We start from the raw sequence: 17,565 nt of genomic DNA, 5'->3' as shown, positions 1-17,565 counted from the left end.
AGATGTGTATAAGAGACAGATTATAGATAGTGCAAGTTAGTTACGTCACTTACGTATTAATGGTAAAATAGTAATTAATCAATTGAGAGTGTAAGATACATCATTTTGAATATAAATAAACAGAAAAACATTTCGCACTTTGTTCGTCTTATTGCTCCAATTAAATAACAAAAAATAATGGGGTGGAAGTTTGGAAATATTTGAAACGATTCTGATATTTCTGGCTGTAGTTATTATAAGCTCCTTTGTTCATACTTTTATTCCTAAAGTACCTCTAGCATTCATACAAATTGCATTAGGAATGCTCCTCTTTTTATTACCAGTGCCTGTGGAATTTAACTTCGATTCCGAGTTATTTATGGTAGCGACCATCGCACCTTTACTGTTCGTAGAAGGCGTTAATGTTTCTCGAGTTCACTTACGTCGTTATATTAAACCAGTTATGTTAATGGCATTAGGGCTCGTTATCACAACAGTGATAGGTGTTGGGTTATTTATTCATTGGATTTGGCCCGACTTGCCAATCGGCGCGGCATTTGCTGTAGCTGCCATTCTATGTCCTACTGATGCCGTAGCTGTGCAAGCTATTACTCAAGGAAAAGTCCTACCGAAAGGCGCTATGACTATTTTAGAAGGCGAATCATTACTTAATGATGCGGCTGGTATCATTTCTTTTAAAATTGCAGTTGGTGTATTAATTACTGGAACATTTTCATTATTTGAAGCGGTTCAACAATTCTTAATTGCTTCAATTGGCGGGGCAATTGTCGGTTTGCTTATAGGTATTGCACTTGTAAGATTCCGTTTGACGCTTACTAGACGTGGTATTGAAAACATTAATATGTTTACATTTCTACAGTTACTGACACCTTTTGTGACTTACTTAGTGGCAGAAATGTTCCACGCCTCAGGTATTATCGCTGCAGTGGTTGCTGGTCTAGTGCATGGATTTGAACGTGATCGTATTGCTCAAACACGGACACGTCTTCAAATGAGTTACAACCATACTTGGAATATTCTAGGTTATGCATTAAATGGTTTTGTTTTTTCAATATTAGGATTTTTAGTTCCAGAAGTTATTGGAAATATTGTAAAAACTGAACCACATAACTTATTATTCTTAGTTGCTATTACTGCCTTAGTAGCCTTGGCTGTTTATCTATTTAGATTTATATGGGTATATGTTCTATATCCATGGTTCTACTTATCTGTTAGTCCATTCCAAAAATTAATGAATGATGAGGGTGAAGATAAGAAGAAAGAAAAACCGCCTAAACGTAGTATGTATGCTTTAATCATGACACTATGTGGCGTGCACGGTACAATTTCATTGGCTATCGCACTAACATTACCGTACTATTTAGCAAATCATCATGCATTTACTTATCGTAATGACTTGTTATTTATTTCTTCAGGTATGGTCATCATCAGTCTTGTTATAGCACAAGTACTTCTACCGTTCGTGACGTCTAGTAAACCGAAAGCTAAAATCGGAAGTATGAACTTTAAAGAAGCCAGAATATATATTCTTGAACATGTTATAGACTATTTAAATCAACATTCTGCATTCGAAACGAGTTATCGTTACGGCAACGTGATTAAAGAATATCATGATAAATTGACTTTCCTTAATTCCGTTGAAAAGGATGACGAAAACTCAAAAGAACTTGAACGACTTCAACGTATTGCATTTAATGTAGAGACTAAAACACTTGAACAATTAGCAAATAAAGGTGAAATTACGGCGAGTGTCTTAGAAAACTATATGCGCTACGCTGAACGAACTCAAGTATATAAACAAGCTTCATTAATTCGTCGTATGATTGTTGGCGTAAGAGCAATGCTCTTAAAACGTCGTATACGTATACGTACAAATGCGGCTTCATCATTAAGTGTAACGGATAACTTGATGGAATTATCTAAGATTAACAAGCTTGTCCATTATAATGTAGTAAGTCGTCTAGTTAATGAGGCAAACGAAGATAATAAATTAGAAGTGGGAATGATTTGTGATGGTTATCTTATGAGAATTGATAACTTATCTCCTTCTAATTTCTTTAACACACGTGCGGAAGATTCAATTACCAAAATTAAATTAAATGCTTTAAGAGAGCAACGACGTATTTTAGCTAACTTAGTTGACAATGATGAAATTACTGAGAGTACAGCATTGAAATTAAGAGAAGCGATAAATTATGATGAAATGGTTATCGTAGATAGCTTAACGGATTAAAACAAGTTGCTTATCAAACATTAAATATAGTGGGTTGGAAATAAATATTAGAATTTGTGTAGAAGGCAAATGACTAATGTTCCAACTCACTCTTTATTTTTGAAAATGTTAACATAAACGATTACCCTATATATGAAGATTAAGACTATTTAATACTAATTTTTCAATATTGAGGGCATAACACTAAGGTCAAAATCATGGTACAATAAAGTGAATGCATGTGTGAGGTGAAATGATGTTAACTGAAGAAAAAGAGGATTATCTTAAAGCAATATTAGCGAACGGTGGAGATAAATCCTTTGTCTCAAATAAAATATTATCTCAGTATTTGAATATTAAGCCTCCTTCAGTTAGTGAAATGGTAGGGCGTCTAGAGAAAGCCGGATACGTTGAAACCAAGCATTATAAAGGTGTCAGACTGTCAGATGAAGGCCTAAAACATACGCTAGGTATTATCAAACGCCATCGTCTGTTGGAGTTATTTTTAATAGAAGTTTTACAATATAATTGGGAAGAAGTCCATCAAGAAGCAGAAATCCTAGAGCATCGAGTTTCCGATTTATTTGTTGAAAGGTTAGATAAAATATTAAATTATCCTGAATCATGTCCGCATGGCGGCATCATTCCGCGTGATAGTCATTTTGTTGAGAAATACACGACCTCAATTTTAGATTATGAGCCTGGGGATACTGTAGCGATTAAGCGCGTGCGGGATAAAACAGAGTTACTTGTATATCTGTCAAGTAAGGATATTTCCATAGGTAATGAAGTGGAAATAGTTACTAAAGATGAAACGAATAAGGTCATTATCGTTAAACGCAATGAAGTCATTACAATTTTAAGTTATGATAATGCGATGAATATCTTTGCTGAGCGAGCATAAATTGACGTTTTAAAACGTACTTATATTATATAATATAGAATAATCTCCAATAAGGACGTTAACAGTCTTATTGGAGATTGTTTTATACATTTTGAATTTAGAAAGCATATTGATACATTAAATAAAGAGAATAGAAATTAATTACAATCCATAATATACTGTAGAATATTGCCGGAATACGTGTCATATTTGCTAATGTTTGGCCATCCCAACTTGGAGATGGTTTTTGAAAAGTAAGTTTAAATATGGTCCAACTGGATTGTAAGACCTCACCTAATAATACACCTAATATTAGATGATAAATGAAGAGCACTAAGTAATAAAGTGTCGCTTGATTTTCATGATGTAATAAAAAATATAAAACTGCTATTAGTATGATTAATACAATAGTTGGTGACAACTTTCGAGATGTTAGAATAAAATAGTATACAAAAATGATGATATAAGCAGTAAGAAAGAGACTTGGATGCCCATAGTGTACCGCGCTTAACCCAATTAAAAGCATTACTGGAGGCATTATATAACCGCCTAAGGTTGTAATGATTTGTCCTAAACTGCTTTTAGATTGGGTGATTGCGTAGCCTTGTTGCATGGTTTGTAATCTTTCTTTGGGACGTGTAACGATGACTAAGTCTCTAGCACGGCCACCACTCATTTTATTGAATAAGACATGGCCAAATTCATGAGTTAACACTGGAATATAATTAAGGTAGACATCTACATATTGGTTGAATTGATGTTGTCTATTTTGATGGATAATAATATATATAATAGCTATAATCATGATTAAATATAGCTTTAATTCGATAACTGTAGTAAAGAAATTTTCTAAATAGAGCATAGTTGACCTCATTCAATCTTAGATTATAGTTTCCATTATAAGCTAAAGATAATGTTTTGGCGTTTGGACTTTAGCCGTATTTTTAAGCTTGAAACATTCGTAGTCTACAAATCAATTTGTAGATATAAGTAAGAGGAAAAATTAAGTATGTTTGTTATACTTGCATATAATATATGAAAATGAAAACGTTCGGAAAGTAAGGAGATTGCTTTAATGTGTGATCAAACAAAAAATAAAACTGACAAGGTAGATATTTTAGGCGTGCATTTCGATAATGTCACAATGTTAGATATGATTGAAAATGTTAAGTCATTTTTTACACAAGAATCTAAAGAGAATTTATTTATTGTGACTGCTAATCCTGAGATTGTAGATTATGCAACGGAACATGTTACTTATAGAACATTGATTAATAGTGCAGATTATATTGTGCCAGATGGTACGGGCATTATTAAAGCTGCAAATAGATTGAAAACACCATTAAAACGAAGAGTGCCGGGAATAGAATTGATGGAACATTGTTTGAAGATAGCTCACACGAACCAACAAAAAGTTTATTTGCTTGGCGCTAAAAATGAAGTAATAGAATTAGCTTATGCTAATTTGCAACGCAGATATCCTCAAGCACAATTTGACTATCATCATGGATATATTAATCTAAATGATGAAACAGTAATTAAACGAATCAAACGTTTTAATCCGGATTATATATTTGTGGGCATGGGTTTTCCTAAACAAGAAGAATGGATAGAGAAAAATAGTCATGTGTTCGAACAAACTGTATTAATGGGTGTAGGTGGCTCGTTTGAAATATTTAGTAATACTAAAAAACGTGCCCCAAAACTATTTCAACGGTTTAATATTGAATGGGTCTATCGCGTATTAATCGATTGGAAGCGTATTGGTCGTATGCGAAGTATTCCAAAATTTATGTTTAAAGTATTGAAAGTTCAAAGAAAAATGAAAAAGAATAATAACAAGAAGTAAAAATACAAAAGCGTGGGAGTGGAACAGAAATCTAGGGAGTGGGACAAAAATCTAGGGAGTGAGACAGAAATCTAATGTAATTTCAAAGATTTCGTCGTCCCACCCCGGCAAGGTTGACTAGAAATGAAGAAAGTGGGGCTCGAACGCATCTTCATTTCAGACAACTACTGCCATAACTAAAGGCTGAACCATTTTTTATATTAATGGCTCAGCCTCTACGCTATTATTTTGGAATTTATATTCTAAACGTCTCTGTAACTTTGGGTATACTTAGTGTTTTATTTTACAACGAAACGCTTTTTATCAAGCTCTTTTCTAAATGCTTTCTGATCAGCTCTTGATTTTTTCTTGAAATCTTTTAAAAATTGTTCATATTTTGGTAGAACATCATCAATTTCGCCAAAGTCTTTCAATTTACCGCCTTCAATCCAAGCAATTTTAGTACAAAATTCACGAACTTGTCGAATATTATGACTAACGAAGAAAATAGTTTTATTGGCTTCTTTAAATTCATATATTTTGTCTAAACATTTTTGTGTGAAAGTTTGGTCCCCCACGGATAATGCCTCGTCAATCACCAAAATATCAGGATTAATTGTTACATTAATCGAGAAACCTAATTTTGCACGCATACCACTTGAATAGTTTTTAACGGGTTGATAAATAAATTCTCCTAATTCACTAAATTCGATAACTTGAGGCATAAGTTCTTTGATTTCTCTCTTTTTAAAGCCCATGCATAGCATTTTAAATTCAATGTTTTCTACACCAGTTAATCGACCATTTAGACCGGCATTAATAGCGATGACGCTGACTTCACCATTACGTTCAATATTCCCGGAAGTGGGAGATAATGAACCACCAATCATATTGCTTAACGTTGATTTGCCAGAACCATTAATACCAACTAAACCAATAACGTCACCTTCATGGGCAGTTATTGATACATCGTCTAAAGCAAAAAATGTATTATTCTTATTTTTAGGGATCAGGGCGTCTTTAATGCGTTCTTTATTATTGCGATAAATGCGATATTCTTTTGTCACATTATTAATATTAACGGATACGCTCATGATTATTCCTTTCTTATAAGTAGTCATATAGATTATAATACATTACACAAGTGTTGTTAAATTTATTAACCTAGTGTAAAGTGTATTAGAGATTTTGAATAGTTTAGTTATCATAAAGTAAATTTTGCATTTTGAAAAATGAAATTCATAATTACGAGACTTTCGATAATTGAACGAGTAAAATGAAATGTGAATTCAATAGTACGTATAAATATATTAAACTTTTGAAGAAATACTATATAATAAAGTTATTCAAATGACAAATTAAAGAATTTAAATGCCAGTGTGGATATTTAATTGAAAGTGTGGTTTATTTCAATGTCGGCAGTAGGATCAGTTTTTAAAGAACATATCAAAAACTTTTATTTAGTACAAAGACTTGCACAATTCCAAATTAAAATTAGTAATAAGAATAACTATCTTGGTATGGCCTGGGAAATACTCAATCCTGCTTTACAAATTATGGTATATTGGTTTGTATTTGGTATGGGTATTCGTAGTAACGCGCCTATTCATGGCGTGCCATTTATCTTATGGTTATTAGTAGGTATAAGCATGTGGTTCTTTGTAAACCAAGGAATTCTTGAAGGTACGAAATCAGTATCTATGAAATTTAATCAGGTTGCTAAGATGAATTTCCCGTTATCAATTATTCCTACATATACAGTTACAAGTAAATTTTATGGGCACATAGGTTTACTAGCGTTAATTATTGCCATATGTTTAGGAAATGGAATTATTCCTTCGATACATATTGTGCAGTTATTAATTTATGTACCACTTACATTTTTCTTTACCGCTTCGGTAGCACTCTTTACCTCAACATTAGGTATTATTGTGCGTGATACACAAATGGTAATGCAAGCGTTATTAAGAATTCTGTTTTATATGTCTCCTATCTTATGGATACCTAAAGATACAGGTGTTAGTGGTGTGATTAATGATATTATGAAATTTAATCCGGTTTACTTCTTAGCACAATCATATCGCGCTGCTATTTTATTCCATCAGTGGTACTTTATTGAGCATTGGAGATTATTCCTATATAACGTAATAGTCATTTTAGTCTTCTTTGTATTAGGATCTATTTTGCATCGTAAATATCGCGATCATTTCGCTGATTTCTTATAATTTTTAAAAGGGAGTAGAACAGAAATCTAATGTAATTTCAAAGATTTCGTTGTCCCACCCCGGCAAGGTTGACTAGGAATGAAGAAAGTGAGGCTCGAACGCATCTTCATTTCAGACAACTACTGCCATAATTAAAGGCTGAACCATTTTTTTATTAATGGCTCAGCCTCTTTTAATATAGGAGTTGGCTAAAGATTACACGATATTGTGATGGAGGTAAGGATTTATTATTTTGTAAATAACTAAAATTGAGAGGTATAAGTATGCGAATCATTATTAAAAGTATGTATATGTTGATGATTACGGTATTGAACTTTATTTTCAAAGGGAAAAAGGTTAACCAAACACAAATTGTATGTTTAATGACATTTCCGGAAGATATGATGCCGATTATTAAAGAATTAAGTAATAAAGGCTATAAGATTACTGTAATTGCGAAAGCTCAAGAGCAAGCGTGCTTAACCAATCTTAAACATACGACGTTCTTACCGGCTGGGAATAAAAATGTTATAAAGCACATTGCAGCGTTAAGTAGTGCTAAAGTAATTGTCGTCGATACGTATTATTTAATGCTTGGTGGATACGCTAAGAAACAAGGCCAGACGATTATCCAAACGTGGCATGCTTCCGGCGCATTAAAAAACTTTGGCTTAACCGACCATCAGGTTGATTTAAGTAATCCTAAAATGGTGAAACAGTATCAACGTGTGTACGATGCCACAGATTATTATCTTATTGGTGGAGATGAGATGAGTGAATGTTTTAAAGAATCATTTGGTGCGACAGACAATCAAATGTTACAACTAGGATTGCCACGTTTAGTTAACTATATGAATTTCGACCTTAAGGCTGAGCAAGCACGATTGAAAGAATATTATAATATTCCTAATAAATTGGCGATATATGTGCCAACGTATCGAGAAGATGCTTCAGATAATCGTCAGTTAGATAAAGTTTATTTTGAAAAGGAACTACCGAACTATACATTGATTAATCAGCTACATCCTTCAATTAGTGGTTACAAACCAAAGATTCCTACCTCAGAGTTAATGATTATGGCTGATGTAATTATTAGTGATTATAGTTCCTTACCGATTGAAGCTAGTTTATTAAATAAAGCAACGTTATTTTATGTATATGATGAAGAAAACTATAGACGCGTGCGAGGATTAAATCGATTTTACGATGGCATACCGCAAGAGTATAAAGTGAATAATGAAGAAGAATTGATACGCAAAATTAAAAATGAGATGCATCTACGTCCATTATTCAAAGATTGGCATCGCTACAATAGTTTAAATAGTTTAGAACAGACAATACAATTTATTGAAAAGTTGGTGAAAGAATGAAAATAGCCGTGATTATTCCAGCATATAATGCAGAACATACGATTCGAAAGGCTGTTAAATCGATTGATACTACGCATGAAGTGGAAATTATTTGTATCAATGATGGTTCAACTGATCGCACTAGAGAAGTGTTAATGCAATTACAAAAAGAAGTTAAACATCTTGTAATTTATAATCAAGACAACCAAGGCGCTGCTAATAGTAGAAATGTAGGTTTAGCCGCACTGGCTGATGATGTCGAAGCGTTTATGTTTTTAGATGCAGATGATCAATTTTTACCTGGAAGATTAGATCAAATGATAAATTACTATGAAAGCGACCAGAACGTTGATATTGTAATTGGGCAAATTGGGCGAGGTGTAAACGGTGATTGGAAGATTGTGCCTACACATGAAGAAATAAATCGCGATGCAATGGTAACGTTAGCGCAAGCCCCTGAAATTTTGCAATCTATAGGCCCAGGCGGTAAATTATTTAACTCAAAATTTAAAGACTTACGTTTCGATGAAGATGTTGTTTTTTGCGAGGAACATACCTTTATTACGCGTGCTTATTTAACGGCACGAGATATCCAACTTCTTCCTTTAATCGTATATGGTTACAATGAAAGAGAAGGATCAATAACGGATCGCCGTGCCGATACATTCTTATCTTATTTGGAAGATGCACGACGTGTGCGTCAACGTGTAATGGAAATGCTATTATTAACAAATGAGAAAGCATATTATAGCTACCGTATGGATAATTTAATTGTAAGTTATTTGATACAAGCCTATTTATTAAAATATAGTCGAATAACATCACAATTTATTGATAAAGTAACGCAATATATTAAAGACATGCAACATACTAATTATTCAGGTGATGCATTATTTAGAATCGTTCAAGCAGTCGAACAAGGTGCGACACATTGGGATAAAGACAATTATGAAAAGTGGCGCCAAACGCTTGTTAATGTAGGTATTGGGAGACCTAGGTATTTACTTTTTAAAGCACAAGTTATGCCCAAAAAATTAGCATTCAATGGTAAACAATCTTTAAAGAAAATATTAAAAAGGTAACTCAACGCATTAAGTGAGCGCATTATAGAAATAATGGTATGCAAATTTTATTTATGCTACATTAAGATTATGAAGAATTGTTAAAAAATTAGTTAAGGAGACAACTAGCTATGAAAAGAGTAATTACTTATGGCACATATGACTTGTTACATTATGGTCATATTGAATTATTAAGAAGAGCTCGAGAAATGGGCGACTACTTAATTGTTGCGTTATCAACAGATGAGTTTAACCAAATTAAAAATAAGAAATCTTATTATGATTTTGAGCAACGTAAAATGATGCTAGAATCAATTCGCTATGTAGATTTAGTTATACCTGAAAGTGATTGGGGACAAAAAGAAATTGACGTAGACCGATTTGATGTTGATGTGTTTGTAATGGGTCATGACTGGGAAGGCGAATTCGATTTCTTAAAAGATAAGTGTGAAGTTGTATACTTAAAACGTACTGAAGGTATTTCAACTACTCAAATTAAAAAAGAATTATACGGTAAAGACGCTAAATAACAATATGTAGTAATAATTAAAAATGGCATCCTTCATTTGCGTAAGTAGTAACATAACGCTTGTGAGGGATGCAATTTTTTAATTTTAAAAAATTAGCGACGTTTGAACATCAAGCGACCAATTGAATAAAGAATAAAAATCAAAATAATAGAAATTAAAATTCCAACAAGAATAGTCAGTGTTGGATAATTATGCCACATATGTTGAGCAAATGTACTCGCCTTGTGTAGTGTAGGACGTGTAACTTTGACACTAGGAGGGCCATCGCTGTTTGCTAAGAATTGTCGATTATAATTTAAATGGACGTTTCTATTTTTCACTACAAATTTGTAATCTTTTGGAGTGAAATTTTGAGGTATGATATCATACAAATCGTCTTGTACGTAATAAGTCTTTCCGTTAATCTCATGGGTTCCTTGAGATAACACTTTCTTATACTCATATTGATTAAATGAACGGTTCATGAGTGCGTTACCTATCATGTTACGTTGCATTTCACCACCTAACTTCTTATAATCTCCGACTCCCATAAGGACTTGATTAATGCGTAACTTGCCACGTTGCGTAGTGATGGTATGGTTGTAATCAGCCGTATCACTTGAACCGGTTTTTAACCCATCTGTGCCTTCTAAGCTCATTTTGGCACCTTCTAATGAATGATTAAATGTATAATATGTCACACCATGTTGTGTAGGTGCTAATTGCTTTGTAAAATATAAAATCTTCGGTGTTTCTTTAATCACATGATGGTCAAGTATAGCAAAATCTTTTGCCGTAGAGGTAGTGACGTTTTGACTTTTGTATTTTGAAGGAGCGAACTCTGCTAATCTATTATTTTCAGCACCAGTAGGATTAACAAAATGAGTATGATGCATACCAATCGCTTTCGCTTTCTTATTCATCAAATCAGTAAAGTCATTCACATTACCTGAAACTTCCTCTGCTAAGATTAATGCTGCACCATTGCTTGAATTAGAAACTGTAGTTTGAAGTAACTCTTTAATGGTATATGTTTCACCAGGATATAGTTTAGTATTACTAAGTTCTGGTAAAGTTGACATTCGATAATGTCTTTGCGTAATATGTACCTTATCATTTAGCGAAAGATGGCCCTTGTTGACGGCTTCAAGCGTGAGATACATAGTCATAAGCTTAGTCATAGAAGCGGGATGCCATCTATGTTTTGCCTGATAGCTATAAAGTATTTGACCAGATTGACTGACGTTGATAGCACTTTCTGGTTGATAGGCATCTGTGACATTCGGGTAACCATATTGACGAGTTATTTCAGTAGGGGTGAGCGTTTCTTCAGCAGCATTCGTAATTGGTGTTATAATAGTAGCCGTTAAGAGCATACTGAGGATGAGTGTAATAATTCGTGTCATACTTTCTTTCCTTTTGCTAAAAATTTCAGTGAAAATAGTTTAACATAACAAAATGTTGATATAAACATAATTGAATTGTTCACAAGGAAATAGGGTCTGAAAGTACGGTTGATTGTCTGAGATTAACTTCATCAAACGTAAGATAGAAGCAATATAATTTAAAATGAATATAAAAGAGGGTTAGTTTATGAAAGGGCAAAATCCATTATTTTTCTTATTTAAACGGCTATCATGGCCGTACGCGCTGATTGTTACTGCTATTATTATTTCCTCATTAGGCAGTATAAGTGGATTACTTATTCCATTATTTACTGGACGTCTAGTCGACAAATTCTCAACAAGCAGTATCAATTGGAATATCGTTATACTATTTGCCGGCATATTTATAGTCAATGCGTTATTAAGTGGTATAGGCATATACTTACTAAGTAAAATTGGCGAGAAAATGATTTACGATATTCGCTCGATTCTGTGGGAACACATTATTAAATTAAAAATGCCATTTTTCGATAAAAATGAAAGTGGACAACTGATGAGCCGTTTAACTGACGATACAAAAGTTATTAATGAATTTATTTCGCAAAAATTACCACAACTCTTACCAGCAGTTATTACATTAGTAGGATCTATTGTCATGCTATTTATTATGGACTGGCAAATGACGTTATTAACCTTTATCGCTATTCCAATATTTATGGCGATTATGATTCCATTAGGTCGAAAAATGCAAAAAATCTCGATTAATACTCAAACAGAAATAGCTAACTTTAGTGGTTTACTAGGACGTGTATTAACAGAAATGCGCTTAGTAAAAGTATCTAATACAGAGCGCAAAGAATTGAATAATGCGCATCATAACCTAAGAGCAATATATGATTTAGGATTAAAACAAGCCAAAATAGTAGCTGTTATTCAACCGATTTCAAGTGTCATTATGTTGCTTATGATTGCTGTTATTTTAGGGTTTGGCGCAATTAGAATTGCTACTGGTGCGATTACTGCGGGTGCCTTAATTGCTATGATATTTTATGTGATGCAATTATCTATGCCATTAATGAATCTATCTACATTAGTGACAGACTATAAAAAAGCAGTCGGTGCTAGTAGTCGAATTTTCGAAATTATGCAAGAACCCGTTGAACCAATGACAGATTTAGAACCAGTAGCTAATGTTTCAATTACTGATGGTGAGTTAGCTTTTGAAAAGGTTAACTTTAAATACGATGTTCAACCTATCTTGAACGATGTATCATTCCACATTCCGCAAGGTAAAGTGAGCGCTTTTGTAGGGCCTTCTGGTTCAGGAAAAAGTACTATCTTCAACTTAATCGAACGTATGTATGAAACTGAAGCGGGCGATATTAAATATGGTGAACAAAGTATTTACGATATACCGGTTACGAATTGGCGTCAAAAAATTGGTTACGTTATGCAATCTAATTCGATGATGAGTGGTACGATTCGAGATAACATTCTGTATGGAATTAATCGTGAGGTTTCTGATGAAGAGCTAATTCGATATGCTAAACTTGCTAACTGTCATGACTTTATTATGCAATTTGATGATGGTTACGATACGTTAGTTGGAGAACGCGGCCTCAAGTTATCTGGAGGACAACGTCAACGTATTGATATTGCACGTAGTTTCGTTAAAAATCCTGATATTTTATTACTTGATGAAGCAACAGCGAACTTAGATAGTGAAAGTGAACAAAAAATTCAAGAAGCCTTAGAAATTTTAATGGAAGGTCGCACGACAATTGTAATTGCACATCGACTCTCAACGATTAAAAAAGCTGGTCAAATTATTTTCCTAGATCAAGGTAGAGTGACCGGCAAAGGTACACATTCAGAATTGATGGCGAATCATGAAAAATATCGTCAATTCGTATCAACACAAAACTTAAGTGAATAATTGAATATATAAGAATAATAAAGTGGCTCTACGTTGGTTTTGCAGTAATTAAAAATCAATGTAGAGTTATTTTTTAGCTATACTTTAAAAAATATTTATTGTTTATTCTATTTTCGATTTTTCAATTTTTGCAAATAACATAGCTTTGGATTGAGTTCACTTAACGAATGTGAAATAATCAACATCAATAGTATATATGTGTTTTTTTGAAACTATATGCATAATAGTAAAACTTACACACTATATGAGAGGTAAAGAATGGAGTGAAAGACTATGCTATACACGATAACATCAACATTGCCTCCAGTGCATGGCGGAAGAACAAAAGTATTATTATATAGAATAAAATTTTTGGAAGAGAAATTAAACGAGCCATCAACCATTTTAACTACTAACTATAATGCAAATTATAAAAACGTTTATAAAATCTTTAGAAGAAAAGGTTTTATAACTGACAATTTAAAATTAGATAATATGTATGATTGGCTAGCTAATTATAAATTGTTAGAAGAACCGACGACACCTTCCTTTGTTGATAAAGTAGCTATTAAATCTAAAATTAAAGTATTAGGGTTGAAAGCTGAAAGACATGGGGATGACGTATCATATTATAAAGCAAAGACTCGGGTTATGTTTACAAAATATTATAAAGACTCCGATGTGATTAAATACGAAGATACTATCATTAAAGAAACGTCTAATATTAGTAAACGGAAAGAATATACGTTAAATGGTAAATTACATAAAATAACTTACTATGATGAGAAAACTACTTTTAAGTTTAAGGAAGAATATTATGATCGAAAAGGTAAAATGTACTTGAATAAAAGCTTCAATAATAATGAAGACAACAAGTTAATCGAAATAAATTATTTTAAAAAGAAAAATAAGATAATAAACTTTAAAAACGAGAAAGCGTTATTCACATATTATTATAATCAAGTTTTAAAAGATGGTAGCATTGTATTTAATGATGCACGTTTATTAGATAGATCGCTTATCGAATGTAAAAATAATATTAAGCGTATCCTAGTATTTCATAGCAATCATTTTATAACTGACAAGATACGTAAATCTTATCAATTAGCGCTTGAAAAGAATGAAGCAATCGATAAATATATTGTCTTAACCGATTATCAAAAAAATGATATTCAATCACAATTTGCAATCAATGATGATAAAATAGATGTCATTCCTCATTTTCTGGATATAGTTAAAGCAAAGACTCGTGAAAATGTCCAAGATCAGTTTTGCTTTATTGGTAGAATCGCGAAAGAAAAACAAATTGATCATATTATTCGTGCATTCGATATATATTTAAAGAAAGGCTACACATCAAAATTATTGATTTATGGTAATGATAAAGACGGAAGTTTGAAGAAATTAAAAAAATTAGTCGCTAAGTTAAATATTAAAGACAATGTAAAATTTAAAGGTCATACGGACCAACCGGAGAAAGTATTTGACACTGTTAAAGCTTCGTTATTGACGAGTCAATATGAAGGTTTTGCCTTAACAGTAATGGAGAGTATAAATACTGGCTGTCCTGTAGTTTCTTATAATATGCGCTATGGCCCTAGTGAATTAATTACTAATGGTGAAAATGGTATACTAGTCGAAAAAGATAATATAGAATCATTTGCTAACGGAATAGAAATGGCTAGAAATAAAGACTTCAAAGATGTAAAATTAAGTACAAAATTTGATACAAAAAAAGCGCTCGAAAATTATCAAGCACTCCTCGATGACATAACAAATACTTAGTACAATTAGAAAATGGAGAGAATTATGTTGAATAAATTATCAATTATTATTACGTATTATAATAATGAAGAATATATTGATGAATGTATCAATAGTTTAAAAAGCCAGAGAAATCAAGACTTTGACGTTATTATTGTAGATGACGGCTCTACTGATAAATCGACAGAAATTTTACAAAAAGAACTAAAAAATTATGATAAAGACGTTAAGTTTATTCAATTAAAAGAAAATAGTGGTCACGCGCATGCTAGAAATATTGCTTTAGACGAAGCTCACGGACAATATATTATGTTCCTTGATGCAGATGACCAATTAGCCTCATACGCAATTGACTTTTATTTACGTCATATAAACGGTTTAGATACTTTAATTGCACCAATTCATAAATTTACTACGCAACGTGCTCAATATGTGGATAAAGATAAAGTACGTTTGCAATACGCATCTCATAAGAAAAGCCCTAATACGATTTTAAGAAAAGAATCTGTATGTAATATTTTATTTAAAAATGCGATTATCAAAGCACACAATATTAGATTTAATGAAGAATTAAACATCTATACGGATAATTCATTTACCTTAGATTATTTAAAGCATGCTGAAAGCTTTGTAAGAATCACTAATTTTCCGTTCTACTATCGTGGCGAAGTGTATGACCCATTTAATGGTAATACATTAAGTGGACAAGATTTTACCAATAAATTTGAAGACCATGTAAATAGTTTCTTTGATGCAATGCAAAGAACAGAGGATAAGAAAGTTAAAAGATTTTTAATTCAAAAAATGAAAAATGAAATTAAGACGGGCTTTGATCCATCATTGAGAGATATTAAATCACGCTATATTACACTTGAAAAGCCACTTATTAAAGTAATTAAAGCGTTAAAATGGAATATTATTAATGACGGAAAAGTATTGTATAACCTTGAAGTACTATTCTTAGCTATGGACAATGTCGAAAATGCTAAATATATAAATGGTTTACGGAAAAAAACACGTTTAGTTAAAAATATTATTACTAATAGTAAGATGAAAGAGCGTTCGAGATATCAATTAAGCGATAGTGAAGATATTGTTGATGAAAACACGATTGTGTTTGAAGCATTTGGCGGTAAAAATTATAGTGATAGCCCTAAATATATTTATAAATATATGCAACAACATTACCCGCACCTTAACTATATTTGGGTATTTTCAAAACCAGATAATAATGTCATTCCAGGCAATGCAACTAAAGTGAAAAAAGGTTCTAAAGAATATTATGAAGCGTATGCTAAAGCTAAATATTGGGTTTCGAATGCTAGGTTGCCACTCTATTTAAATAAAAAAGATAATCAAACCTACATTCAAACTTGGCATGGTACACCGCTTAAGCGTTTAGCGAATGATATGAAAGTAGTTAGAATGCCAGGAACAACGACGGCGAACTATAAGAAAAACTTTTATGCTGAAGCATCTCGTTGGGATTATTTAGTATCTCCAAATAGATATTCTTCAGACATTTTCAAAACAGCCTTTTGGATGGACGAAGATAGAATTTGGGAAATTGGATACCCAAGAAATGATGTTTTAGTTAATCGTCAAGATGATACTGAATATCTTAATCAAATTAGACGTGACTTAAACTTACCTGAAGGTAAAAAGGTAATTATGTATGCGCCAACGTGGAGAGATGACGAGTTTGTTAAAAAAGGACAGTACTTGTTTGATTTAAAAATTAATCTTGCTAATCTTCAAAAAGAACTTAGCGATGACTATGTGATTTTGTTAAGAATGCATTATCTAATTGCGAATGCTTTAGATTTAAACGGATTTGATGACTTTGCGATTGATGTATCAAATTATAATGATATTTCTGAGTTATATCTTATTTCTGATGCACTAATCACTGACTATTCATCAGTGATGTTTGATTTCGGTATCTTAAAACGTCCACAATTCTTCTTTGCATATGATATTGAAAAGTATGACAAAGGTTTACGTGGTTTCTATATGGATTATATGAATGATTTACCAGGCGAAATCATTACAGATGAATTTAAATTAGCTAAAGAATTAAAACAATTAGATCAACATAAAGTGAAATATAAAGATAAAATTGAGAAATTTTATAATGATTTTTGCTCTATTGAAAAGGGTCAATCTTCTCAATTTATCGGTGAGTATATCTATAACGATATTGAAAAAAATAAATAAGTTATTATTTAGCAAAACAGAGATTTTAGCATAAATCTTAAAAATAGCAGGCGTAAAGATGATTTTATTAGAAAAATTATCTTTACGCCTGCTTTTATATACGTCTATATACCCAACTCACTGTGTTCTTTGTCGAATGGAGCAAGATAGCAAACTTTTTACAACTTATCGCCGGTTAATTTTTACAGAAATCTCTAAAAACTTTATTTTATCGAACATTTCCGCATGGTATAATGGT

General features: G+C 32.2%; 13 protein-coding genes. 10 read left to right on the top strand and 3 right to left on the bottom strand.

The window, feature by feature from the left end; all coding sequences use genetic code 11:
- Positions 1-190 precede the first annotated feature (190 nt).
- Both CD147_RS03105 and CD147_RS03100 read left to right on the top strand, forming a co-directional pair.
- A complete protein-coding gene (locus tag CD147_RS03105) occupies positions 191-2,233 on the top strand; it encodes a cation:proton antiporter (RefSeq protein WP_103165982.1) in 2,043 nt (680 codons plus the stop codon).
- A 235-nt stretch (positions 2,234-2,468) separates the two neighbouring features.
- Positions 2,469-3,116, top strand: coding sequence for a metal-dependent transcriptional regulator (locus CD147_RS03100; RefSeq protein ID WP_103165981.1), 648 nt, complete (start codon positions 2,469-2,471; stop codon positions 3,114-3,116).
- Between the two features lie 97 nt (positions 3,117-3,213).
- On the opposite strand, the gene CD147_RS03095 is transcribed toward CD147_RS03100, so the two are convergent.
- Positions 3,214-3,957: a M50 family metallopeptidase gene (locus CD147_RS03095; protein WP_103165980.1), complete on the bottom strand. Its 744-nt coding sequence runs from the start codon at positions 3,955-3,957 to the stop codon at positions 3,214-3,216.
- A gap of 213 nt (positions 3,958-4,170) precedes the next feature.
- Between CD147_RS03095 and tarA the strand changes: the two genes are divergently transcribed.
- Positions 4,171-4,944, top strand: coding sequence for an N-acetylglucosaminyldiphosphoundecaprenol N-acetyl-beta-D-mannosaminyltransferase TarA (tarA, locus tag CD147_RS03090; RefSeq protein WP_103165979.1), 774 nt, complete (start codon positions 4,171-4,173; stop codon positions 4,942-4,944).
- Positions 4,945-5,222: 278 nt separating this feature from the next.
- Here tarA and tagH read toward each other — a convergent pair whose 3' ends face one another.
- A complete protein-coding gene (tagH, locus tag CD147_RS03085; RefSeq protein WP_103165978.1) occupies positions 5,223-6,017 on the bottom strand; it encodes a teichoic acids export ABC transporter ATP-binding subunit TagH in 795 nt (264 codons plus the stop codon).
- 318 nt (positions 6,018-6,335) lie between these two features.
- Here tagH and CD147_RS03080 point away from each other — a divergent pair, with 318 nt between their 5' ends.
- The 4 genes from CD147_RS03080 (at position 6,336) to tagD (ending at position 10,067) form a co-directional block, all read left to right on the top strand.
- Positions 6,336-7,148, top strand: coding sequence for an ABC transporter permease (locus CD147_RS03080; protein WP_103165977.1), 813 nt, complete (start codon positions 6,336-6,338; stop codon positions 7,146-7,148).
- A 263-nt stretch (positions 7,149-7,411) separates the two neighbouring features.
- Positions 7,412-8,497 carry a teichoic acid glycerol-phosphate primase TarB gene (gene tarB / locus CD147_RS03075; RefSeq protein ID WP_103165976.1) on the top strand — a complete coding sequence of 362 codons (1,086 nt, stop codon included), beginning with the start codon at positions 7,412-7,414 and terminating at the stop codon, positions 8,495-8,497.
- Positions 8,494-9,558, top strand: coding sequence for a glycosyltransferase family 2 protein (locus tag CD147_RS03070; RefSeq protein WP_103165975.1), 1,065 nt, complete (start codon positions 8,494-8,496; stop codon positions 9,556-9,558). Before tarB ends, CD147_RS03070 begins: the two co-directional genes overlap by 4 nt.
- A gap of 110 nt (positions 9,559-9,668) precedes the next feature.
- A complete protein-coding gene (gene tagD, locus CD147_RS03065; protein ID WP_103165974.1) occupies positions 9,669-10,067 on the top strand; it encodes a glycerol-3-phosphate cytidylyltransferase in 399 nt (132 codons plus the stop codon).
- A gap of 92 nt (positions 10,068-10,159) precedes the next feature.
- Here the strand turns inward: tagD and pbp4 are convergent, their stop codons facing one another.
- Entirely contained in the window at positions 10,160-11,452 is a 1,293-nt protein-coding gene (pbp4, locus tag CD147_RS03060) for a penicillin-binding protein PBP4 (RefSeq protein WP_103165973.1), read from the bottom strand.
- A gap of 187 nt (positions 11,453-11,639) precedes the next feature.
- Here pbp4 and CD147_RS03055 point away from each other — a divergent pair, with 187 nt between their 5' ends.
- The 3 genes from CD147_RS03055 (at position 11,640) to CD147_RS03045 (ending at position 17,327) form a co-directional block, all read left to right on the top strand.
- A complete protein-coding gene (locus tag CD147_RS03055; RefSeq protein WP_103165972.1) occupies positions 11,640-13,367 on the top strand; it encodes an ABC transporter ATP-binding protein in 1,728 nt (575 codons plus the stop codon).
- A 273-nt stretch (positions 13,368-13,640) separates the two neighbouring features.
- Positions 13,641-15,131 carry a glycosyltransferase gene (locus CD147_RS03050; protein WP_103165971.1) on the top strand — a complete coding sequence of 497 codons (1,491 nt, stop codon included), beginning with the start codon at positions 13,641-13,643 and terminating at the stop codon, positions 15,129-15,131.
- A 27-nt stretch (positions 15,132-15,158) separates the two neighbouring features.
- Positions 15,159-17,327: a bifunctional glycosyltransferase/CDP-glycerol:glycerophosphate glycerophosphotransferase gene (locus CD147_RS03045; protein WP_103165985.1), complete on the top strand. Its 2,169-nt coding sequence runs from the start codon at positions 15,159-15,161 to the stop codon at positions 17,325-17,327.
- Positions 17,328-17,565: the final 238 nt, after the last annotated feature.

It is taken from the genome of Staphylococcus devriesei, from assembly GCF_002902625.1.
In the GTDB taxonomy this organism is placed as follows: Bacteria; Bacillota; Bacilli; order Staphylococcales; family Staphylococcaceae; genus Staphylococcus; species Staphylococcus devriesei.
The sequence above is the reverse complement of the archived record's forward strand: the minus strand, read 5'-3'. Positions and strand labels throughout refer to the sequence as shown.